Raw genomic sequence first — 23399 nt, 5'->3', positions numbered from 1 at the left:
TGTGTGTAAGATGTTTAACTAACCCGTACACATAAGGTGATTTCAACATGATGCATTGTCCTTTGTGCCGTCATTCCGCTCATGCCCGTTCCAGCCGCTACCTGTCTGAAAATACCAAGGAGCGTTACCACCAGTGCACCAACGTCAACTGTGGCCACACTTTTGTCACGATGGAGGCGATTACCCGCTCCATCATGGTGCCAGGCAAGACTGAACCGGTCGACGGCGAACGCAAGTAACCCAGTTATACCCAAAATAATTCGAGTTGCAGGAAGGCGGCAAGAGAGAGAATCCCGATGAACTTACCCAAGTAAGTGATTCGGGTGAACGAACGCAGCCAACACACCTGCAACTTGAAGTATGACGGGTATATTCCGCACTCCCTCCGTGTTTCCTTACTTTTCTGACCGTCTTTCCCCGCCTCCCGGCGGGGTTTTTTATATATTGGATACACAAAAAGTGTTTTCCATGACGAATCCACACGCCATAGAAAAAACGTATTATTGACGCTGACCGCCGCCGACTCTTAGTATCTCTCTGCTTTTACTGATTTTCAGTCACTTGCTGCGATGAGTCCGGCCAACAGGCCCGGCAACGCCGCAAGGGATGAATCCTGCCGTGACGATGGTGCCCTTCCCTCCTTTCACCATCAAAAATCAGACGCTAACACCGCTTTGAATAACACGAGAGCAGGAAAGGCGTTATGGGATTGAACCCATGGTTTCCTGTTCCTCAGCAGGGAGAAGACACATGACGGAAACGACCCGAGCTTATCGCGCCAGTTTGTTACATTTTATCGCCGACCCGTTGTATGACCCGCAGGCCGCTCGTTTTATCGACGATGGCCTGTTGTTGGTGCGTGATGGGCGCATTCTGGATGCGGTGCCGTACGACGCCCTCACAGAAACGGATCGCCGGGCGATGACCGTGATTGACTACCGCGGCCGCTTGTTGATGCCGGGATTTATCGATACGCATATCCATTTCCCCCAGACGGAGATGATCGCCTGTTACGGCGAGCAGCTACTGTCCTGGCTCGATACCTACACCTTTCCCACCGAGCGCAAGTTCGCCGATGAAGAATACGCCCGGCAGCGCGCGACCTTTTTCATTCAAGAACTGCTGCGTCACGGCACCACCAGCGCGCTGGTGTTTGCCACAGTACATCCACAATCGGTTGATGCGCTGTTCAGCGCCGCTGAAGATAAACACATGTGTCTTATCGCCGGCAAAGTGATGATGGATAGACATGCGCCGGACGATCTGTGCGATACCGCGCAGCAAAGTTATGACGAGAGCAAAGCGCTGATTGAAAAATGGCATCGCCGCGGGCGGCTGCGTTATGCCGTCACGCCACGCTTTGCCCCGACGTCCACCCCAGCGCAACTGGCGTTGGCCGGCCGACTATTGCGGGAATATCCGGACGTCTATTTGCACACTCATCTGTGCGAAAACCCGGATGAAATCGCCTGGGTTAAATCGCTGTTTCCCGAACGGCGAGATTATCTCGATGTTTACCACCACCACGGGTTGACCGGGCGCCGTTCCGTCTTTGCCCACGCGATTCATCTGCAGCCGGATGAGATCCATACGCTGGCGCACAGTCACTCCGCCGTGGCGTTTTGCCCCAGTTCCAATCTGTTTCTGGGCAGCGGTCTGTTCCGGCTGCACCCGCTAAAAGCCGCCGGCATCCGCATCGGGATGGGAACGGATGTCGGTGCCGGCACCAGCCTGTCATTGCTGCAAACCCTCAGCGACGGTTACAAAGTACAGCAATTGCAGGGGGAAAAACTGTCTGCTCGCGAAGGGTTGTATCAGGCGACGCTGGGTGCCGCCGCCGCCCTGTCGTTGGATGATCAACTGGGTAATTTTCTGCCGGGCAAAATGGCCGACTTCGTCGTACTCGACTGGGCCGCCACTCCACTACAGCGATTGCGCCAGCAACAATCCACCTCGTTGGACTCACGGCTGTTCGCGTTGATGATGCAAGGCGACGACAGAAACATCAGCGCGACTTATGTACACGGCGAGTGTGTTTATCACCGTGATAACGCGGATTGCAGGCAGGCGGACAGCTCACTCTTCGCATAAATCACGCTATCGCCGGGCGTAATACCGATGATTGCGCCCGGTTTTTCCGCCACGGAGGCCATCGTCTTACCGGCCTGACTGGCGATAAAACACACGAAGAAGATGTTACCAAAAAGTGACATACCGCACATTCCATAAAAAAAGCCCGCCGACGCATAAAAAAAACCAACTGGCCTGCGGTTACTTACCGATAACTATTCTTGAATATTATCGGACAAGCGTTCAGGCCAACTGCGGGATGGCGATATCCGCTGAGTTCCGCTTTGGGCGGCGCTAACAGCCATTATTACCCGGCACCATAAGGTTTCGTCATGACGTCCCCATGTCATCGTTGTAGCGAAGAGCAACAAGATATCTTCTCGCGTATGCTGAATATTTTCGACACTCAGCCTGCCGAAGAGCTCCCGCGCCTGGCGCGCATCACCCGTACTTTTTTTCAGGTGCAAAGCGTGGTGATCTCCCTGGTCAACAGCGAGCGTCAATGGTTTTTGTCAAAAGACAATTTTCCCCGTCAGGAGCCGTCCATCGAGTTTTCCTTTTGCGCCCATACGGTAAGCGCCAACGCACCGCTAATCGTTACGGATACGCTGCTGGATGCCCGCTTCGCCGCCAATCCGCTGGTCACCAGCGACGACCCCATTCGTTTCCACGCCAGTTATCCATTGTGCTCTTCGCGGGGTACGCCGATTGGCGCGCTGTGTCTTTACCATAACCATCCGCGCACATTCAGCGACGATGAGCTACAGCAGTTGAGCGATTTGGCGTGTATCGTGCAAACCGTGCTGCATAAAGTGGAAATGCAGGCACGTGAAGCGATAGCGCAAGAACGGTTGCATCAATCGGATTACATCAGTCAGCAAATCTTTTTTCGCGCCGCCATCGGCCTGGCACTGATCGCACCGGACAAACGGCCACTAAAATTCAATCACGCACTGTGCGACATGCTCGGTTACGACGAGGAAACCTTGCTGGCTCTCCCTGTGGAAAACGTCGTGCACCCGGACGATTTGCCGGGCTTAATCAGCACCCATGCACAACTGATGGAGAGCGACATGCGGGAATGCACACAACAACGGCGCTATATTCGCTCAGACGGTAGCGAACTGTGGGCCCAGGTCTCTATCTCCGTGCTCTACAACCCGGACGGCAGCAAGTTCGGCCTGCTGCTGGCGCTGACCGACCTGAGCGACCAGAAAGCCTCTGAGCGGGCATTACGCAGCCTGAGCCAGCAGTTGGAAAGCCGGGTGGAACAACGCACCGCTGAATTGCGCCGGAGTCATCAATTTATTCAGGATATTACCGATCATATTCCGGCCATAATTTCCTGCATCAGCCCGGATAACGTGTTGGTTTTCGCCAATCGCCACCTGCGCAAACTCATCGGCCATGAACATGACTCCCTCTACCAACGCGATATTCACGATATCCTTCGCCCACAGGAGGTGGAGTTGTTTTTGCCGCGGCTGGAAGAGTCACGCCAGAAACAACAGCCGACGTCCTTTGAGCACGTGATGGATATGCCCGACGGCCAGATAGTGACCTTTCATACCGAAATGGTGCCGGCTGAACCGCCGGAACTCGGCACCTATATACTCTCTACCGATATTACCCACCTCACGGTCTTGCGCGACCAATTGGCATTCGAAGCCAACCATGACCATCTCACCGGCCTGCCCAACCGGCGAGCGGTCATCAGCTATTTGAACCGTCTGGCAGGTAAAAAGCGACGCGGCGCGCTGGCATTGTTATTTTTCGATATCAATAATTTCAAATACTACAACGACCAGTTCGGCCATGATTTTGGCGATCGGGTTATCAAAACGTTTGCACGCCTGCTGCGCCAAAATACCCGATCTTATGATTTCATCGGTCGTCTGGCGGGCGATGAGTTTCTGATGGTCATCCATGAGCAGAATAATCTGAACAGCGAAATTCGCGCAATTACTCAAAAGCTAAAGGCGAAGATCGAAAAGCCGGTCACTATTCGCCGCCAGACGATTACGTTATCCGCCAGCGTAGGGCGCGCGATCCTGCCGCAGGGCGCTCCACTTAACGCCAATGAATTGATCCGTCAGGCAGATACCGCCATGTATCAGGCCAAACGCCGGTCTATTTCATCGCCCTGATATCAGCCGGGTAAATAGGCTTTACCTTGCCATAACCAGCATACCGATTTGCCGAAATTCGAATAACGAAAAGCTATAAAGATAATCTCATCTGGTGAATCATCCCGTTTATTTTCTTCAAACAGATAATATTCCTGACGCGCCTGTCATAAGTATTTCCTGTGATGAAAATCACGTTTTTTTTAAAGTTCTCACTTTTGATTGCCGATGGCTTTTTTACCGACGTCATTATTCAATCATCGAGAGCGAGCCATGTTCAGAAATATAAAAATTGTCACCGGACTTTTTTCATTACTGCTGGCCTTAAGCGCCTTGCAGTTGGTCAGCTACGGTTTTTTCTTTGGCGCCATGAAGAGTGATCGTAATAACTTCGTGGTCGCACAAACGTTGCGTAAACAAAGCGGCGAGCTCAACGCGGCATGGATTGCGTTGATTCAGACGCGCAATACCATGAATCGCGCGATCGCTCGCATGATCATGGAAACCAACAATATTCCCAGCGCGGGAAAATCGGCTGATTTAATTGATGTCGCTAACCAGTCGCTGGCTCAGGCGGACCAGCATTTCGCCGCTTACAAACAGATTCCGCTGCTATCGGTGCAAGACGCCGCGCTGGCTAAAGACATCAACGATAATTACCTGGCGTTACGTCGTATATTGCAGCAAATCGTCGAGCTAATAAAAACCCAAGACGTCAAAACCATTCAGGCTTTGCCGACGCAAAAAGCACAGGATGCGTTTCAACACGCCTTCGATGCTTATTTTCAGCAAAACGATGCCCTGAATGACAATGCAGTGAACGATAGCGGCCAAAATTACTATTACAGTATTATCGTGATCGCGGTTTGCGTACTGATCCTGATGCTCGCGACCAGCAGCGCCTGGGTCTATATTCGTCGAATCCTGTTGCAGCCATTAAATCAGGTGATGGTACATTTGCACCATATCGCCACCGGCGATCTGACACAGTCACTGACGATTGAGGCGAAAAACGAAATAGGCCAGTTGGCGGAGCGCGTTCGTCACATGCAACACGCATTGATTGATACCGTCGGTAAAGTGCGGATAAGCGCAGACAACATTTATCATCGCGCCAGCGAAATTGCCGGCGGCAACAACGACCTCTCCTCCCGTACCGAGCAGCAGTCCGCCGCGCTGGTGCAAACCGCCGCCAGCATGGAACAATTGACCGCCACGGTAAAACAGAACGCCGACAATGCCCGTCACGCCTCCCAGTTGGCGCGGGATGCATCGGACACCGCCCATAAAGGGTTGCAGGTAGTCGACAACGTAGTGAGTACGATGGGGAAAATCAGCGGCAGTTCGCAAAAAATCAGCGACATTACCGGGCTTATCGACAGCATTGCCTTCCAGACGAATATTCTGGCGCTCAACGCCGCGGTCGAAGCGGCGCGTGCCGGCGAGCAGGGCCGCGGCTTTGCGGTCGTGGCCGGCGAAGTCCGCACACTGGCGCAACGCAGCGCCGATGCGGCCCGTGAAATCAAAGGGTTGATCGAAGATTCCGTCAGCCGGGTACAAGAAGGCTCGGTGCTGGTCGCTTCCGCCGGTGAAACCATGGGTGACCTGGTGAAGGCTGTCACACGGGTGACGGACATCATGGGCGAAATCTCGTCCGCATCGGAAGAACAGAGCCGCGGCATCGATCAGGTCAGTCAGGCGGTAAGCGAAATGGACCGGGTCACGCAACAGAACGCGGTGCTGGTAGAACAATCCGCGAATGCCGCCGTGTCGCTGGAAGAACAGAGCGATCAGCTCAACCGTGCCGTATCGCTGTTCCGGTTGCATGGCGCGGCATCGCTCACGACCGAAAAGCACCGCCCTGCCGTCAGCATGACCGCTGAAACACCGCGTCTATCCGTTGGTCATAAGGTGGCTACCGCCGGCGCGTATCAGGAGACGGGCAACTGGGAAACGTTCTGACCGGTCACCCTCTTGCTCATTCTGTTTTTATCGTCCGCCCTGTTAAGGGGCGGACAAACACCGAAGCGGTTCCCCCCCCAAATCACACAGATGATTCCACACTTTTTATACCTGACGCGGTCATTCAAAAAACGCGTAACAGTACGGCAGTGTTATACAGCATGACATTCCGCAACATTCCGCAACGGGTGCCGCTTATTTTTAATCGGCAACACACAACAAACCAGATTCTTTGCTGCCCCCTAAACGCGGGAAATAAGGACTAATTTGTTTATTTTCCATCGGAATGGTGCCGTCACGCGTCATTATTTCCTACAGAAAATGAAATTCTCCAGACAAATGCTAAATTTAAAATGATATCGGATCAGATGGTACGTATGTGTCTGTTATCATTGCGTTACGAAACCGTTAACTACACCAACTAATGGCTGTTTATACCCTGACGGCGGGGCATCTATTGTTGGCCTTTATATCGAAAAACCATCAAGAAGTATGACGATCTCCCAATAACGCAAATGGCAGGAGGACAGCGCTGAAAGTAGCTTGGAGCCTATCCCGATAGGCGTATTGGCACAGCCAGTTTGAACACGGGAAGTCGCGCAGACAACATGCGAGCGCAGCGAGTAAACCGGAGCGTACAGGCAGTACGTAAGGATTTCGAATACGACCCAGGCCCCAAATGGCAAGTGAATAGCCTGGCGAAATAGGCTCTTAATGAGTTTTCAAAAGGGAATGTTCATGGAAGGCAGAAAATAACGGCAGCTCACCTGCAAGCTGAAGAATCGCGGCTATATCCCTTTTTAATGCGACATACCCTGAAGTCCGAACTAAAAATAATTTTCATGAGGACCTGAAATGCGCAACAACCAGCCAGTCACACAGCGGGAATACATTTTTGATAAAGACGCTACGCTCATGTCGATCACCGACGTGAATAGCCATATTGTTTATGCAAACGATGCGTTTATTGAAGTCAGTGGTTTCGAGCCTGAAGAAATCGATGGGCAGCCGCATAATTTCGTCCGCCATCCGGATATGCCGGTTGACGCCTTCCACGACATGTGGCAGACGCTAAAACAGCAAGAGCCCTGGACGGCTCTGGTCAAAAACCGACGTAAAAACGGCGATCACTACTGGGTACGCGCCAATGCGGTGCCGATTGTGCGTCAGGGCCGGACCACCGGATATATGTCGGTGCGTACCCAGCCATCACGCCAGGATATAGACGCCGCGGAAAAGCTCTATCAGGCAATGCGCAGCGGACAGGCTAAAAATCTGAAGTTACACAAAGGCGTGCTGTTTCGTACCGGTCTGACGGGGCTCTTCTCACGTCTGAAGTTAATCTCGATGCGTTGGCGCCTGCGTGGGATCATGACGCTGGCCGCCTTGCTCAGTTATATCGCTTTCTGGGCGATTCACGGCAACCTCGACGCTGATTTTTATATTACCAGCGCCTTTACGACGGGCATGATGTTATTGCTGGATGTGTTACTCGAATGGCAGTTAATCAACCCCATCGAAATGGTTAAAAAACAGGCGCTGGATGTCGCAACCGGCAACGTCAACACGATTGAGTACGGCAATCGCGCCGATGAAATCGGCACCATCCAGCGCGCTATTGGGCAACTGGGGTTGATGTTTCGTTGGTTGGTCGATGATATCAGCACGCAGGTATTGAATATCCGATCGGCCAGCGACGACCTGGCCCACGGTAGTGAAGACATGAGTGATCATGCCGAACGTACGGCAGCGAACGTGCAGCAGACGGCGGCCGCCATGAACGAAATCAACACTACCGTGCAAACCAACACCACCACGACCAGAGATGCCAGTCAGCAGGCGGCAACCGCCTGTGATGCCGCCATCAGCGGCGGCCGGGTGATTAGCGAAATGGAAAAAACCATGGATAGCATTGTCGCCAGTTCGGAGAAAATCGCGGGCATCACCTCCATCATTGATAACATCGCGTTTCAAACCAATATCCTGGCCCTGAATGCGGCAGTGGAAGCAGCTCGCGCAGGTGAGCAAGGCAAAGGGTTTGCCGTGGTCGCCGGTGAAGTGCGGAGTCTGGCACAACGCAGCGCCAGTGCAGCGAATGAAATCAAACAGTTGATTGAATCCAGCGTCGAGCAGGTTCGCTACGGCTCAACCCATGTCAGGGATGCCGGCAACAGCACACAAGATATTGTGTCGAGGGTAAACAGCGTCAGCGAACTCATTGCGCATATTGCCGATTCGACCAAAGAGCAAACGGTCGGGCTATCTGAAATTGGCCGGGCGGTGGAAGAGCTGGAGCAGATTACTCAGAAAAACGCGTCTCAGGTGAACGCTTGCGCTCAGGCATCCGACCAGCTCAAGCAACAAGCACATCGTCTGGAACAGGCATTGCACGTCTTCCGATAACGCGCTTTCAGGTTGACATACGCCCTGATGATGTCGTCAGGGCGCATTGCTTACAAAACGAGCCTTCCCGCAGCTATTTGGGGCGCTGCCGGTAACATTACTGCGTTCTCTCCTTGTTTTGTTCACGCCAGCGAGCCACCTGCTCGTTCGTCACGTCATCTTTATAACAGGCCGGTGCCGCACCGCCCTTGCGACTCCAGGCGCTACGCCCGCCGCAACGGCTGCCATTTCTGGCCGAACTGTACGGACACGCACAATTTCCCGAATAACCGGCAATCGACTCTTCAATAATCATTTGCCGGACTTGATTATCACTCAGTCGGGTACTTTTCGCGTCCGCTACCACAGAAAATAAAAAACATGACAGACATAATAATTGGAAAAGATATTTTTTCACGAAACTTTCCTCACCCAGAATAGACTCTCTCCCACCCATTCTTCTTGTCGGATAAAATAATCGAATGCAGGAGGCATTCAGCGTATTATTGCCGCTAGCCTTTGCTGGCAACAGGTTACCGACAATAGGAATATGATAAGGTTGCAACGGTGTCTCTCTCCTGCTCATACCGTTCATGCAGAGAGTTGAATTAAAAATCCGGAGTATAAGCATAGAACAATTACTCAGAATCCGCGGATAAAAACGCTCACCTTACGTTCTCTGATCCCTATTCTCTTTTATTTATCTCGCCCCGTTTACCGCTATCCTGAATACAATACAGCGTCAGCTCACCGCCAAATACGGCACCGGTATCGATATAATGCATATTCCAGCATGTCAGCGGCTGGCGCAGCGGTGTATGCCCAAACAGGAAATCGTCGGCCCCCATAATCGGCCCGCCGAGACCCGCCATCGCCCGACTGATCCGGCGTCGGTTCCATAGCACCTGCGCCCAGGGCAACGGCTGATCGTACTGATAGCAATCAGCCGGATAATCGGCGTGGGCCACCACCCTACGCTGACCCGCGGTTTCGATTTCAAGCACATAGGGTAATTGCGCCGCCTGCGCCAACAGTTGTCGAGCCAGCCTCTGCTGTGCTTCCGCCAGCCTGAAAAACCAGTCGCCGCCATTGGCGCGCCACAATGGAATACGGCCGGCATCGGCCAGCGCATCCAACGCCATTTGCTCATGGTTGCCGCGCACAGCGCGAAACCAAGGCTGTTGCAACAAATCAAGACACGCAAGATTGTGGGGACCGCGATCGATAACGTCGCCAACGGACACCAAAAGATCACGATGGATATCGAAACCGACCTGATCCAGCTTAGCCGTCAGTTGCCGATAGCAACCGTGTATATCTCCTGCAACGAAGATATGGCGCCAGTCAGCGCCGCTAATGCGCTGATAGGCCGGCGCTCGTTGAATACTCGTCATGTTGCGACTCCTCTCTCATACATACCGGTGGAAGCCGCGGTGAGGTACGGTCCGTACCGACACGATATTCCGCATCTTGTGAGTGTGTATGTCCGAGATAATGTCGTAACGCCTTCGCCTTGCGATGGCGTTGCTGTTAAGCGGTGTCCTGTCTGGCATCGCGGTATGCTGCCGACGCGGTTGAACCACACTATTCAGCACCTAATCCAGCACCTGATTCAGCGTCTGGCCTATGGTTACAGTGTGGACCCTCTCATCCGCGAAGACAGTTTTTTACCGGGCGTTGCAGCGCCGATTCCCGCACAATGCTTAACTGATTTGTGGTCGGGCGGCGGGGTTGGACTGTATAGCGGCGCGGTCAACCCCACCGTCTTAGCGTGACGCCGGCGATACCGTTTGGGCTTTACTGATTTCATCGAAATAGAGCATGGAGTTAGCGATGTTCTGCCTAACATTCAATAGATTATTGCGTACTGCAACCAGCCGTTTTCCCTGTAGCATCACCACAAACGGTGAGTTCTCTCTGACGGCCTGCTGTAATTGCCGGTAGATCTCGCGCCGCACTTGCGAGTCTCGCTGCGACGCTGCCGCCCGGGTCAGTCGGCTCAGTTCCGGAATCGCCCAGCCGAGTCGCCCGGCCAGCGTCCCTTGTCCTCCGGGCAAACTAAGGGCAAACGCGCTGGCATTGCTGTTAGGGTCGATATAATCCGGCCCCCAGTAGGTGAACACCGCCTGAAACCGACCGCTGCGCATCCGCGTCCACAGTTCGCTTTCCGCCACCGTCTGCACGTCGATACGGATATTCGCACGGGCGAAACTGTCCTGTAGCGCCTGAGCCACTTCAACATAGGGCGGTTGATTCGACACCAGTAATGCAAACCGGCTACCCGGCGCTACCCCGGCGTTGCTCAATAACCGTCGCGCTTTTTCCACATCGAGTTGAAACGGCCTTTCCTGTGCGGCACCGTCAAACTCCCGCGGCAGAAAATTTTGATGCACTCTGAACTGTTTTTTCAGCAACCGCTTCGCAATCCCTTGATAGTCGACCAGCCAGCGGGCGGCCTGCCAGAACGCGGGTTGCCCCAGAAACGGCGCCTCGGCGCTGCGGGTATTGAAGCCCAGGTAGTAAATTTTAGCGCCGGCCGTCATATTCACATTGATGCCGGGTTGGTTTTCCAGCACGCTAAACTGATCGGCCCCCAGGTCGTAGGCCACATCGGCATCCCCCTGCAGCAGCAGCAGGCGGCGCACACTCGGGTCCACCACATCTTTTAAAATCACCCGAGCTATGGCCGGCGGGCGGCGTACGTAAGGGTTACTCTCCAGCAACAGCGCTTGCTGCGGCAGATAATGTCGAATTTGATAACTGCCGCTCCCTGCCGAACGGCTTCTCAGCCATTGGTTGCCGAAATCGCCGTTATCACTGTGCTTTTCCACCACTTTGCTATCGACAATCAGTGCAACGCTGGCCGACAGCAATCGCAATACCAGTTCACTACCGATATCGCTGGTCCAGTTGATTTCCAGTTGGTGGTCGTCGATTTTCCGGAGTTGCGCATCGATATTATCGGGTTCCCACCCCAGCTCGTTCAGGATAAATACCGGCGTTTTATTGAGCTTTACCGCCCGGGTCAGTGAATAAATCACATCATCAGCCGACACCGGATTGCCCGAAGCGAACACCGCACTGGGATCAAGGGTGAAAATCAGGCTTCGCGCGCGCTGGCCTTCGCGCCAGCTCAGCGCCAAATCGGGGTTCAGTTGAGTCGGCTGGTTACGATCGAGAGTCACCAGCCCTTGATAAAGCGAAGTAAGACAACTGCTGCTGACGTTTTCAAAACTTTCCGCCGGATCAAAACTGATGATGCTATTGAGCGAAATCGCTACAACCAGCGTATCATCCGGCGTCGCTGCCTTCGCCGGCCAGTTGAGTATCAGGGTCAACAGAATGGCGCACCATGCCTTCATCGTCTCTTCCTCGGAATTGCAAACATCAACGCGGGGATCTTTTACTGGAAATTGGTCTGCGCCGCCAGGTAAAGCGCAAAAACTCCGCTCAATGCGGCTGCAACCTGCCGTCCTTCATCCACACCATGCGGTCGCACATATGTTCCATCACATTACAATCATGGCTAACCATAATGATGGTCAACGCCTCCATTTCCCGCAAGCGGTTGAGTAAATTGAGGATCCGCGCCTGGCCAACCGTATCCAGCGCGGCGGTCGCTTCATCCAGCAGCAACAAGCGCGGGCGCATCAGCAACGCGCGCAATAGCGCCATCAGTTGACGCTGACCGCCGGATAACTGATGCGGGTAATCATCCAGCAAATGGTATGGCAAACCAATCTGCTCGGTTCCTTGCGCCAGCCGCTCATCGATATCCGTTATGCCCATAACCCGCAGCGGATCGCTCAAGGTTTTACGCAGGCTGTGTCGGGGATGCAATGATGCATAGGGATCCTGAAATACCATTTGCACCTGCCGCCGCAACGCCAGCTCGAATGCCCGACCGGGCTTTATCGATTGTTCAAGCAGCGTCATCGCGCCGGACCAATGGGGATTGAGCCCCGCCAGCGCCCATAACAGCGAAGATTTTCCACTACCGGATGGCCCAGCCAGACCAAAGCACTCCCCTTGCGCGACATGGAAACTGGCTTCATGCACGACATCATGGCGCTGATACCCCTGCCAGTGCGCCACGCTAACCCGTTGTAGCACCACCGCCATCAGCTCATCCATCATCCCGCTCCCCTGGCGCGTCCGGCATGATCGACAACCGTTGTCCGTGGGTATGCTTACCGGGACGCGATTGCCATAATGCGCGGGTATAAGGATGCGTGGCATTCGGCAAATGCGAAGCAGCCAGCGTATCCACCAGATGCCCCTGCCGCATCACCAATATGTGAGCGCAGTGGTGCACCACCAGCGGTAAATCATGGCTGATCAGCAACAGGCCCATATGCTGTTCGGTCAGCAGATGGTCAAGCAGCGATAACACCTGCACACGGGTTTCCTGATCCAACGCGAAGGTGCGCTCATCGATAATCAGCAAATCGGGCTGGGTGATCATCGCCATTGCCAGCATCACCCGTTGCGCCATACCGCCGGAAATCTGGTGGGGATAGCACGCCAATACGCCGCTGGTTTCCGCCAGACCGACCGCATTCAGACTCTCCGACACCCGTTCCCGCCGCTCGTGCCGCGATAACCGAGTATGTAGCCGCAGCGGTTCCTCTATCTGCCAGCCGATAGTTCGCATCGGGTTAAGCGCGTGTTTCGGTCCTTGCATCACCATGGCTATGCGTCGCCCGCGCCACTGCCGCCAATGCCGTGGACTGAATCGCAGCAGATTCTGCCCGGCCAGTTCCAGCCGCTCAGCCTGCATCCGGCATTCGTGCGGCAGCAGTCCCATCAGCGCCCAGGCCAACAGTGATTTCCCCGAACCGGACGCTCCCACCAGCGCCACCCGCTCGCGCCGCATACGAAATGATAATGGATGCACCAGCGTGTGCGGCTCATCACCATGACGCCAGATAGACAGGTTTTGCACATTAAGCAACCAGGAATCAGTGTTTGGCATAACGAGGATCCAGTCTGTCGCGCAATACGTTACCCAGCAAATTAAACGTCAGGCTGGTCAGAAAAATAGCCAGTCCCGGCATGGTGGCGACCCACCACTGTTCGAGCATTACGCTGCTGCCTTCCGCTACCATTGCCCCCCACTCCGCCATCGGCGGCGGCGCCCCCAACCCCAGAAAACCAAGGCCGGCGGCGGCCAGAATCATGTTGCCCGGCGTCATGGCGGCCCGCGCCAGCGCGCCGGGCAGACACAATGGCAGGACATGGTCATACATCAGTCGCCACCCGCTAATCCCCTGCATTCGCGCAGCCGCCAGAAATTCGCTATTGCGCAGCGCCATGGTTTCAGCCCGCGCCTGACGGGCAAATTGCGGCCAGGCGGTTAATGCCAGCGCCAGAGCACCGTGCAACAGCCCCGGCCCCAATACCGCCACCAGCGACAACGCAATCACCAGCCCAGGCAATGCCAGCATGATGTCCGTCAAACGCATCAGCAGCTTATCGACCCAACCGCCCAGATAACCGGCGCCGACGCCGACCAACAGACCGATAGGAATGGTAATGACGAGTATCAACGCTACTATCATCAACGCCGGCCGGGCGCCATAAATCACCCTTGATAACAGATCGCGACCAAAACCATCGGTACCCAGCCAATGTTCGGAACCCGGCGGTTGCAAACGATGCATGACATTCTGGGTATAAGGATCGAAGGGTGCCAGCCAGGGGGCGAACAACGCGACCAGCGTCAGCAGGATCAACATAAAAACGCACACATTAATACTGTTCAGCACGGCGGCACGGCGCATTGGCTGGCGGTTAGCGAAAAATAGGGGTTTCCGCCTCATCGTGTACGGGGGTCCAACAAAAAGATCAGCGCATCCGCCAGCGCGTTCAGCAAAATAAAGCAGACGCCAATCAACAGTGTCGCGCCCAGTACTGCCGGAATATCGGCGGCAAACAACGCCGTGGTGAGATAACGCCCCACCCCCGGCCAGGAGAACACCGTTTCCACCAGAATCGCCCCTTCCAGCAGACTGGCGTAAGACAGCATTAATACCGTCACCATCACCGTCTGAATATTCGGCAGGATATGGAACAGCAGGATTCGTAGCGGCCCGGCCCCCATGGCGCGAGCCAGCGTGACATACTCTTTACCGCACTCCTCCAGGATCGCGGTGCGCAACATACGAGCAATACTGGACATGGACACAAAACCCAGCACACTGGCAGGCAGCCACAGGTGCGCCAACGCGTTGCGAAACATCGCCAGATCGTTACTCCAGTTGCCGAACAGCACAAAACCGGTCGGTAATTCCGCGGCGTATTGATAAACGTCATCAAATCGCCCCGGCCCTGCAGACCAGTGCAATACGGCGTAAAACAGCAGCAGGCTCAGCAGGCCTATCCAAAATACCGGCACGGAATACCCCAGCAACGTTATCCCACGAACCAGATAATCCAGCATTCCGCCGGGGTTTAATGCCGACAGCATTGCCAACGCGATACCACCGCAAAATCCCAGAATAATCGCGCTGGTCGCCAGCTCAAAAGTCGCCGGAAAAGTCCGCAGTAAATCCTCCAGCACCGGCTGCGACGTGGTACGCGATACACCAAAATCGCCCGCGACCAGTGCAGAAAGGTAATCCCAGAATTGTAGCCACAATGGCTGATCGAGCCCGAATTGTTGACGCGTCTGACTATAAGTGGCGTCACTGGCATGTTCGCCTGTTACGGGTAACACCTGATCAATCGACGCAAGATGGGTTAGCAGGAAGGTAAAAAACAACAGGCCCAACAATGTCAGGCATAACGAAAGGAAACCACCCAGCACTTTACCGGGACGCGCCGCAGTTCCCCATATCTGTTGATAAAATGGACTCATTGACGGTGGCCTTGTTGTCTTAATGACAATCCCAGGTCGTGACACGTTGCTGCATGGTATCATCACTATCGCCAGACCGGTATAGACAACCTCCGTCTCCGTTCACGCCGCCGATATGAATCAATCAGATGCCGGTTACGCGCCGGCGGACAGGCTTTGCAGTAGTTCACGCACCCGCTGCGCCAGTGCGCTCAGGCTCTCGTCCGCCATACCATAATGGTTCAGTTCCTGTTCCAGTGCGAACAGGTATTGGGCATTGGTCCCCAGTGGGCCGCTGGCGCGCGCAATCAGCGGCGCGATGCTCTGTATGCAGGTATCCGCTTCCAGCAGAGGATGTTCGGGATTGGTGACAAACACCAGCGCGGTAATCGCCTTACCGCACTGACAGCGCAACTCGCACCACAACGGCCGGTAACACCCCGTCAGCATCTCACGCTTCCACAGCAGTTCCAGCTCTTCTCGCAAGGTGGCTTCCGGTAACCGATAGGCCAAGCCTGTGGTTTCGCCGCCGGGTTTCAACCCCAGCATACGACCAGGCTGGCTGTGCGTGCCACGGCCGGCAGTCAGGCGCAGACAAAAAGTACGATGCCAGCCGTTGAGCGTCGCCACGCAGACTTCTTCAGCATCAAATACCGGATTCCACATCAGGGAGCCGTACCCAAATACCCAGACCGGGCTGTGATCAGGACGGGAGGCCAGCATACACGCCAGAGACGCCTCACGTTGCTGAGGCGTCAGCAACAACGATTCATCAATTTTGCCAAACGAGGTTTTACAATCTGCTTTCTGCAAAAAATCACGCGTCAACACTACCTACTGCCCTCACTAAAACGTTTTTGCTGCGTGGCGGTACCGCCTTGTCTATTCTGGCCGATTATCAACCCCATAATCAACGCAGGTATTGCTTATTTCTACGGCAAAATTTCGTTAACCTTTACCAGAATTGTGCTAACGCCGAGCGCTCAAACACGATACCACCTAACGACAACCACGCCCGATGAGCGACACGCCGGCCTCCATCAGGGTATTCATACAAAAATAACGATCATGCCTTATTTATTCTTTGTTTAACCCGAAAACGCCAACATTTTTAAAGGGAATCGGTGTTGTTTTTTGGTAAAAAAAGTAAACAATTTATTCAAATTTCTTTATTATTAATCAGATAATACCAAAACAGTAAAAATCCCTCGTCAAATCTCACTTTTGGATTTTTACGAAGATTTCAGCAATAAATTCACTCCGATACGGTCGGAGAGGCGGGGAAACATATCCGGATAAAGCCAGCGTCGTGGCCGGTATCAACAGCATACCGCTGCAAGCCGCGTTGAGCGCCCGGGCACCAGCACAAATGATTTTTTAACGGTAGTAAGGAGATCCAACCATGCCGACATCCCCTGACGCGGTGAAAACCCGTCACCACGAATATACTCTGGTTCTTCCACTGCTGGCGCTGTTGGCGCTGGCATTATGGGGCGATGCCCGTAGCCTGCCTGCTATGGTCGGGATCAATCTGCTGGCGCTGGTGGGGATTCTCGCCAGCGCATTCAGCGTTGTACGTCACGCCGATGTACTGGCGCACCGCCTGGGGGAACCTTATGGCTCGCTGATCCTCAGCCTGTCGGTCGTCATTCTGGAGGTGAGCCTGATTTCAGCGCTGATGGCCACCGGCGATGCCGGCCCGACGCTGATGCGCGATACCCTCTACTCCATCATCATGATCGTCAGCGGCGGTCTGGTCGGTTTTGCCTTGTTGTTGGGCGGGCGCAAGTTCGCCACCCAATACGTTAATCTGGGCGGTATCAAGCAATACCTGATGGCGATCTTTCCGCTGGCGGTGCTGGTGCTGGTCTTTCCGGCGGCCCTGCCGGGCGGCAATTTCTCTGTCGCACAATCCATCATCATCGCGCTGATTTCAGCCATGATGTATGGGGTATTCCTGCTGATTCAGACCCGTACGCATCAGAATCTGTTCGTCTACGAGCACGAAGACGACGGCGACGACGGCGACCCACACCACGGCAAACCCTCGGCGCACAGCTCCGCCTGGCATTCCATCTGGCTGTTGATTCATCTGGCGGCCGTGATTAGCGTCACCAAAACGGACTCCCCGCAACTGGAAGGTTTGCTGGAGGCGATGAATGCACCTTCGCAATTTACCGGTTTCCTGGTGGCGCTGCTCATCTTGTCGCCGGAGGGGCTGGGCGCCATCACCGCCGTGCTGCGCAATCAGGTGCAGCGCGCCATGAATCTGTTTTTCGGCTCGGTGCTGGCCACCATTTCGCTGACGGTTCCTGCCGTGACGCTGATCGCCACGCTCACCGGCAGGACGCTGGATTTCGCACTCGACTTACCGCACATCGTGGTGATGTTATCGGTACTGATATTGTGCCAGATTTCATTTTCTACCGGCCGTACCAACGTGCTTAACGGCAGTGCGCATCTGGCGCTGTTCGCGGCTTACCTGATGACCATCATGCTGTAAAGACGCGCGTCCGTGCCGGGCCGCCGGCACAGACCTTCTCGTTCACGCCATGTCGCCGCCGCGCTTTTTACCTGAAAAAGGCCTTTCCATTGATTTACCGCTGGATCTTCGTCAAAAGACAGGCGTATGGTATCGACTTTGGACTGTGTCCGACCTTGGCGGTTGTACTTTTTATCCCCCATTTCGCGGGTAACCGCCACAGGCAACACATGCCCCTGGCCGTGACGGGCCGCTGTCGACCCGCCTGTTTTTCATTGTTTGGTTCTTGTTTTCCATGAAATCACACCGAATTAACGGTATCAGACCGTTCAGCGCGCTCATTGAAGCCTGCGGGCGAGAAAAGTACACGCTATCGCGTTTTATGCATGATGTTATTGCCGGCATCACCGTGGGTATTATCGCCATCCCTCTGGCCATGGCGCTGGCTATCGCCAGCGGCGTTCCCCCACAGTACGGGCTGTATACTTCGGCCGTCGCCGGGCTGGTGATCGCCGTTTGCGGCGGCTCGCGTTACAGCGTTTCCGGTCCTACCGCCGCGTTTGTCGTCATTCTCCATCCGGTGTCGCAACAGTTTGGGCTTTCCGGCCTGCTGGTCGCGACGCTGTTGTCCGGCGTATTCCTGATGCTGATGGGGCTATGCCGTTTAGGCCGACTGATTGAATACATTCCCTTGCCGGTGACGCTCGGCTTCACATCCGGTATCGCCATTACCATCGCTACCATGCAGGTCAAAGATTTTTTCGGCCTGACTCTGGCGACCGAGCCTGAGCACTATGTCGAAAAAGTGGCGGCGCTGGCGCAGGCGATGCCGACGCTGAACATCGGCGATACGCTGATCGGCGCTACTACGCTGCTGGTGCTGATAATCTGGCCACGGCTGGGGATTCGCCTGCCTGGTCACCTCCCTGCGCTGCTGGCCGGTACGGCCGTGATGGGGGTGCTGTCATCCTTTCACATCGATGTCGCCACTATCGGGTCACGCTTCAGTTATCTGTTGGCCGACGGTACGCGTGGACAAGGGATCCCGGCGATCCTGCCGCAGTTCTTGCTGCCCTGGAACATCCCCGCGCCGGACGGACAGACCATGACGCTAAGCTGGCAGAGTCTGTCTGCACTGTTACCGGCGGCGTTTTCCATGGCGATGCTCGGCGCCATCGAGTCGCTGCTATGCGCCGTGGTGCTGGATGGCATGACCGGACGCAAACACCATCCCAGCAGCGAGCTACTCGGGCAAGGCATCGGCAATATGGTGGCGCCGTTCTTCGGCGGTATTACCGCCACGGCGGCGATCGCCCGTTCCGCTGCGAATGTCCGCGCCGGCGCAACCTCCCCGATTGCGGCGGTGATTCATGCCTTGTTGGTGCTGTTGTCGCTGCTGGTGTTGGCGCCCTGGCTTTCTTACCTGCCGCTGTCCGCCATGGCGTCGTTACTGTTGTTGGTCGCCTGGAACATGAGCGAGGCGCATAAAGTGGTGGATATTCTGCGCCGCGCCCCACATGACGATATCCTGATACTGCTGTTGTGTATGACGCTAACGGTGCTGTTCGATATGGTAATCGCCATTACGGTCGGGATTGTACTGGCATCCTTGCTATTCATGGGGAATGTGGCGCGTATGACCAAACTGAGCGAACTGCCCGGCACCGTTGCTGATCAGCGCTTAGTGCTTCGTGTTAACGGCCCGCTGTTCTTTGCCGCCGCAGAACGTTTATTCAATGAACTGATGGAACGCGTCCAACCTTATCCGACCATTATCCTGCAATGGGATGCCGTGTCGGTGCTGGATGCCGGCGGCCTTAACGCGTTCCGCCATTTTGTAGAATTGTTGCCGCCGGAAAAGCAGCTCATCATTACCGATATCCCATTCCAGCCGCTCAAGACGCTGGCCCGGGCGAATGTCACGCCGATTGCGAATCGGCTGGGTTTTTACGCAACGCTGGAGCAAGCGCTGGCGGAAACCCTCCCCCCTGCAGACAAACTCGACTCCTGAGTATTGACCGGCTTGCGCATGATGCGAAGCCGGCCACCTTCCCGCCGGGGATCAGCAAACCAGCTCCGGCGACGAAGCGGGAGCCACGGAACGCACCGAAAGACATTCCGCCTGCTGGCTTAGCGCCAGCTCATACTCGCGACAAGCGCGCCCGATCATCTGTAGTTGCTCGCCTGACAGCGCATACGGCAACTGAATGTCCAGCTCGGTCATCCCTTGCTGACATGCCAGCGTAATCAGTCGGGAAAGATTGGTTTCATCGCTGGCCTGAGTGGAAAGCACCTGCATCGCCAGTTCCAGCAAATTATCCTTACCTGCCGCCCCGGTGACTACAGAGGATTTGGTCACCATACCGAAGATCGGCATCACGCCATACAAAGCATCCACGAAGCGCCAACGCTTGCGGCACAGCGCGCCAAGGTACGCGGTATAATTAATACACATCCGTTCAGAGGAGCCCGCAGGCCCGGAATGAGCCTCTTCCATCCTTTCATCTCCTTTCCATCAACCGACCGTCGGCATCACGCCGTTCACATTAACCATTATACCCAAAATAATTCGAGTTGCAGGAAGGCGGCAACGCAGCGAATCCCTGGGAGCTTACACAAGTAAGTGACCGGGGTGAGCGAGAAAAGCCAACACACCTGCAACTTGAAGTATGACGGGTATACAACGTAAAAAGGATTAATAAGGTATAGTATCTCTAATAATTGTAGAGCTATTAGGCAAAAGCAGGGGCTTTTCTGCTGGCAATGCGATCCAGCGCACCCCAGGCGCCTCTTAACTTTCCATACCGCCGGACGATGGGCCGTATGGGTCATAATACGCGTACCGTTGTGAGTAGGATGTCATGCATAAAGTTGTTTTTGTTGAAGATGATCCGGAAGTCGGCAAATTGATCGCAGCCTACCTGGGCAAACATGATATTGATGTGCGCATCGAGCCTCGTGGTGATAACGCGCTGGCCTTCATCGAAGAACAACAGCCCGACCTGGTGCTTCTGGACATTATGTTGCCCGGTAAAGACGGCATGACGATTTGCCGGGAACTGCGCCCGCTGTTCGCCGGCCCCATCGTGTTGCTTACCTCACTCGACAGCGACATGAACCATATCCTGTCGCTGGAGATGGGCGCCGATGACTATATTCTGAAAACCACGCCGCCGGCGGTACTGCTGGCCCGGTTAAGATTACATTTTCGTCAGTATGCCGCCGTACCGCAGCCGGCGACGACGGAGAAAAATACACCGGAAAAAGTGCAGGTTCAGGTGCATAAATCGCTGCATTTCGGCCTGCTGTGTATTGATCCGGTCAACCGCGACGTCACGCTGGCGGACGAAAATATTCCTCTCTCCACATCGGATTTCGATCTGCTGTGGCTACTGGCGACCCATGCCGGGCAGATCATGGACCGTGAGGCGTTGCTCAAGGCGTTACGCGGCGTCAGCTACGACGGGATGGATCGCAGTATCGACGTCGCTATCTCGCGCCTGCGTAAAAAACTGTACGACAACGCCCTGGAGCCGGTACGCATCAAAACCATTCGCAATAAAGGCTACCTGTTCGCGCCGAATGCCTGGGAGACCGTCGTACCATGAAAAAACTGTTTATTCAGTTCTTTCTGCTGCTGTTCGCCAGTTTTCTGGTGATGACGTTACTGGTGGGGTTGGTGTACAAGGTCACCGCAGAGCGAGCCGGTCGACAGTCGATGGACGACTTGATGAAAAGCTCGCTCTACCTGATCCGCAACGAACTGCGTTCTATTCCGCCGCGCGAGTGGCATAAAACAATCAACCAGATGGACCTCAACCTGTCGTTCAAACTGCACATTGAGCCCATCAGCAAATACCGGCTCAGTACTCAGGCCCAGCAACGGTTGATTCAGGGGGAAATTGTCGCGCTGGACGACGAGTACACCTTCATCCAGCGTATTCCGCGCAGCCATTATGTGCTGGCGGTCGGCCCGATACCCTACCTGTTCTTCCTGCACGAAATCCGGCTGGTTAACTTGCTGTTTCTGGCGCTCATCGGCCTGTCGCTGGCGCTACCGGTATTTCTGTGGATGCGGCCGCACTGGAGAGCGATGCTGCAACTGGAAAGTGCGGCGCAGCGACTGGGCGACGGCCATCTGGAAGAACGGACCCACTTCGATAACACCTCCAGCCTGTTCCGCCTCGGCGTCGCGTTCAACCGCATGGCTGATAATCTCAACCAATTGATTACCAGTAAAAAACAGCTGATCGACAATATTGCCCACGAGTTACGTACGCCGCTGGTACGGTTGCGCTACCGGCTGGCGATGAGCGATAACCTGACCGATGAAGAACAGGAAGCGATCAACCGCGATGTCGGCCAGTTGGAAGCGCTTATCGATGAATTGCTGACCTACGCCCGCCTCGACAGGCCGCAGGTGACGCTGCATCTGGAAGAGATCGACCTGCCGCAATGGCTGCAAAAACGCGTCGACGATTTCCGGCTGGTACACGATAACAAGCTGATTGAGCTGGACGTGGCGAGCGGCAACCATTTCGGTTATGTCGACCTGCGCCTGATGGAGCGGGTGTTGAACAATCTGGTCAATAACGGTTTACGATTCTGTCGGCAACGCCTGCGCGTAAGTTTGATGCTCGATCAACACACCGCCTGCCTGCAAGTGGAAGATGACGGGCCGGGTATTGCACCGGAAGATCGCTCGCCTATTTTCGAACCCTTCATCCGTCTGGAAGCCGGCATGGAAAACAGCAGCGGCGGCTGCGGCCTCGGGTTGGCCATCGTCCAGGCCATCGTGCGGGCTTACAACGGCACTATCGACGTCGACAGCAGCCCGCTGGGCGGCGCCCGCTTCCAGTTTCGCTGGCCGATCGTCGAATACAAACCATCGTTGAATTCTTCGCCTGCGAACCTTGTACAATCCGTTACACGCGGAAACCAATCACTCACAGATCGTTAGCGCCGCTTATCTTATTCTTCATCCATCGGCCCACTCTGGGGTTCGAAACGTAAACGGAATAATGAGGAATTTACGATGAATAAATTTTTAGTGATGATCGCAGGTGCGGCTCTGGGTCTGTCCTCTGTAGCTTTCGCAGCTGAAACCACTTCCGCTCCAGTCGCCGCTCAAGCCTCTGCCAACACGTCAGTTGCTCAGAACGCTCAGACAGCCAAGAAAGTCGTGAAGAAAAAAACCCCGACCGCTCAGAAAGCTCAGGCTGCTAAAAAACACAAAAAAGCAACCAAGAAAAAACCAACTGCTCAGAAAGCTCAGGCCGCTAAAAAACCGGCAAAAGTAGCCAAGAAAAAACCAACTGCCCAGAAAGCTCAGGCCGCTAAAAAACCAGCAAAAGTAGCCAAGAAAAAACCAACTGCCCAGAAAGCTCAGGCCGCTAAAAAACCAGCAAAAGTAGCCAAGAAAAAACCAACTGCCCAGAAAGCTCAGGCCGCTAAAAAACCGGCAAAAGTAGCCAAGAAAAAACCAACTGCCCAGAAAGCTCAGGCCGCTAAAAAACCGGCAAAAGTAGCCAAGAAAAAA

General features: G+C 54.7%; 20 protein-coding genes (1 of these 20 cut by a window edge). 10 read left to right on the top strand and 10 right to left on the bottom strand.

The window, feature by feature from the left end; all coding sequences use genetic code 11:
* Positions 1-47 precede the first annotated feature (47 nt).
* A complete protein-coding gene (locus FDP13_RS17645; protein WP_012769529.1) occupies positions 48-239 on the top strand; it encodes an ogr/Delta-like zinc finger family protein in 192 nt (63 codons plus the stop codon).
* Positions 240-750: 511 nt separating this feature from the next.
* Positions 751-2091, top strand: a complete 1341-nt coding sequence (guaD, locus tag FDP13_RS17640) for a guanine deaminase (RefSeq protein ID WP_143840033.1) — start codon at positions 751-753, stop codon at positions 2089-2091.
* Here guaD and FDP13_RS21700 read toward each other — a convergent pair.
* On the bottom strand, positions 2040-2213 hold the full coding sequence (locus FDP13_RS21700; RefSeq protein ID WP_156128033.1) for a hypothetical protein: 174 nt from the start codon (positions 2211-2213) through the stop codon (positions 2040-2042). The genes guaD and FDP13_RS21700 overlap by 52 nt on opposite strands.
* Positions 2214-2402: 189 nt before the next feature.
* Between FDP13_RS21700 and FDP13_RS17635 the strand changes: the two genes are divergently transcribed.
* The 3 genes from FDP13_RS17635 (at position 2403) to FDP13_RS17625 (ending at position 8561) form a co-directional block, all read left to right on the top strand.
* Positions 2403-4217, top strand: coding sequence for a diguanylate cyclase domain-containing protein (locus tag FDP13_RS17635; protein ID WP_143840032.1), 1815 nt, complete (start codon positions 2403-2405; stop codon positions 4215-4217).
* 252 nt (positions 4218-4469) lie between these two features.
* Positions 4470-6158: a methyl-accepting chemotaxis protein gene (locus tag FDP13_RS17630; RefSeq protein WP_143840031.1), complete on the top strand. Its 1689-nt coding sequence runs from the start codon at positions 4470-4472 to the stop codon at positions 6156-6158.
* Positions 6159-7013: 855 nt separating this feature from the next.
* Complete coding sequence (locus tag FDP13_RS17625) at positions 7014-8561, top strand: PAS domain-containing methyl-accepting chemotaxis protein (RefSeq protein ID WP_143840030.1); 1548 nt, start codon at positions 7014-7016, stop codon at positions 8559-8561.
* A 97-nt stretch (positions 8562-8658) separates the two neighbouring features.
* On the opposite strand, the gene FDP13_RS17620 is transcribed toward FDP13_RS17625, so the two are convergent.
* The 8 genes from FDP13_RS17620 to FDP13_RS17585 form a co-directional block, all read right to left on the bottom strand.
* Positions 8659-8958 carry a hypothetical protein gene (locus FDP13_RS17620; protein ID WP_033576887.1) on the bottom strand — a complete coding sequence of 100 codons (300 nt, stop codon included), beginning with the start codon at positions 8956-8958 and terminating at the stop codon, positions 8659-8661.
* Between the two features lie 268 nt (positions 8959-9226).
* A complete protein-coding gene (locus tag FDP13_RS17615) occupies positions 9227-9934 on the bottom strand; it encodes a metallophosphoesterase (RefSeq protein ID WP_012769521.1) in 708 nt (235 codons plus the stop codon).
* 372 nt (positions 9935-10306) lie between these two features.
* Positions 10307-11902 (bottom strand): ABC transporter substrate-binding protein, encoded by a 1596-nt coding sequence (locus tag FDP13_RS17610; protein WP_143840029.1) that lies wholly within the window; start codon positions 11900-11902, stop codon positions 10307-10309.
* 88 nt (positions 11903-11990) lie between these two features.
* Positions 11991-12674 (bottom strand): ABC transporter ATP-binding protein, encoded by a 684-nt coding sequence (locus FDP13_RS17605; protein ID WP_012769519.1) that lies wholly within the window; start codon positions 12672-12674, stop codon positions 11991-11993.
* Positions 12667-13515, bottom strand: a complete 849-nt coding sequence (locus tag FDP13_RS17600; protein WP_143840027.1) for an ABC transporter ATP-binding protein — start codon at positions 13513-13515, stop codon at positions 12667-12669. Before FDP13_RS17600 ends, FDP13_RS17605 begins: the two co-directional genes overlap by 8 nt.
* Positions 13502-14323, bottom strand: a complete 822-nt coding sequence (locus tag FDP13_RS17595; protein ID WP_234424431.1) for an ABC transporter permease — start codon at positions 14321-14323, stop codon at positions 13502-13504. The genes FDP13_RS17600 and FDP13_RS17595 overlap by 14 nt, the downstream gene beginning before the upstream one ends.
* Positions 14324-14358: 35 nt before the next feature.
* The gene (locus tag FDP13_RS17590; RefSeq protein ID WP_012769516.1) at positions 14359-15399 is read right to left on the bottom strand and encodes an ABC transporter permease; all 1041 of its coding nucleotides are present in this window, start codon (positions 15397-15399) and stop codon (positions 14359-14361) included.
* Positions 15400-15534: 135 nt separating this feature from the next.
* On the bottom strand, positions 15535-16209 hold the full coding sequence (locus FDP13_RS17585) for a gamma-glutamylcyclotransferase (protein ID WP_033576894.1): 675 nt from the start codon (positions 16207-16209) through the stop codon (positions 15535-15537).
* Positions 16210-16780: 571 nt separating this feature from the next.
* Between FDP13_RS17585 and chaA the strand changes: the two genes are divergently transcribed.
* Positions 16781-17881, top strand: a complete 1101-nt coding sequence (gene chaA, locus FDP13_RS17580; RefSeq protein WP_012769514.1) for a sodium-potassium/proton antiporter ChaA — start codon at positions 16781-16783, stop codon at positions 17879-17881.
* Between the two features lie 274 nt (positions 17882-18155).
* On the top strand, positions 18156-19871 hold the full coding sequence (dauA, locus tag FDP13_RS17575; protein WP_027711840.1) for a C4-dicarboxylic acid transporter DauA: 1716 nt from the start codon (positions 18156-18158) through the stop codon (positions 19869-19871).
* A gap of 51 nt (positions 19872-19922) precedes the next feature.
* Here dauA and FDP13_RS17570 read toward each other — a convergent pair whose 3' ends face one another.
* The gene (locus FDP13_RS17570; protein WP_012769512.1) at positions 19923-20357 is read right to left on the bottom strand and encodes a hypothetical protein; all 435 of its coding nucleotides are present in this window, start codon (positions 20355-20357) and stop codon (positions 19923-19925) included.
* A gap of 364 nt (positions 20358-20721) precedes the next feature.
* On the opposite strand from FDP13_RS17570, the gene rstA reads away from it, so the two are divergent.
* From rstA to asr, 3 genes are all read left to right on the top strand, one after another.
* Positions 20722-21468, top strand: coding sequence for a two-component system response regulator RstA (gene rstA, locus FDP13_RS17560; protein WP_143840025.1), 747 nt, complete (start codon positions 20722-20724; stop codon positions 21466-21468).
* The gene (gene rstB / locus FDP13_RS17555) at positions 21465-22820 is read left to right on the top strand and encodes a two-component system sensor histidine kinase RstB (RefSeq protein ID WP_143840024.1); all 1356 of its coding nucleotides are present in this window, start codon (positions 21465-21467) and stop codon (positions 22818-22820) included. Before rstA ends, rstB begins: the two co-directional genes overlap by 4 nt.
* Before the next feature lie 75 nt (positions 22821-22895).
* Positions 22896-23399, top strand: the 5' portion of a protein-coding gene (gene asr / locus FDP13_RS17550; RefSeq protein WP_143840023.1) for an acid resistance repetitive basic protein Asr. It continues 168 nt past the right edge of the window; 504 of the gene's 672 nt are visible here — the first part of the coding sequence; it begins with the start codon at positions 22896-22898; its stop codon lies off the right edge, out of view.

Origin of the sequence: Dickeya sp. ws52, from assembly GCF_007210685.1 — a bacterium.
Classification (GTDB): domain Bacteria; phylum Pseudomonadota; class Gammaproteobacteria; order Enterobacterales; family Enterobacteriaceae; genus Dickeya; species Dickeya chrysanthemi.
Note: the sequence above shows the minus strand (reverse complement) of the source record. Positions and strands in the feature narration are given on the sequence as shown.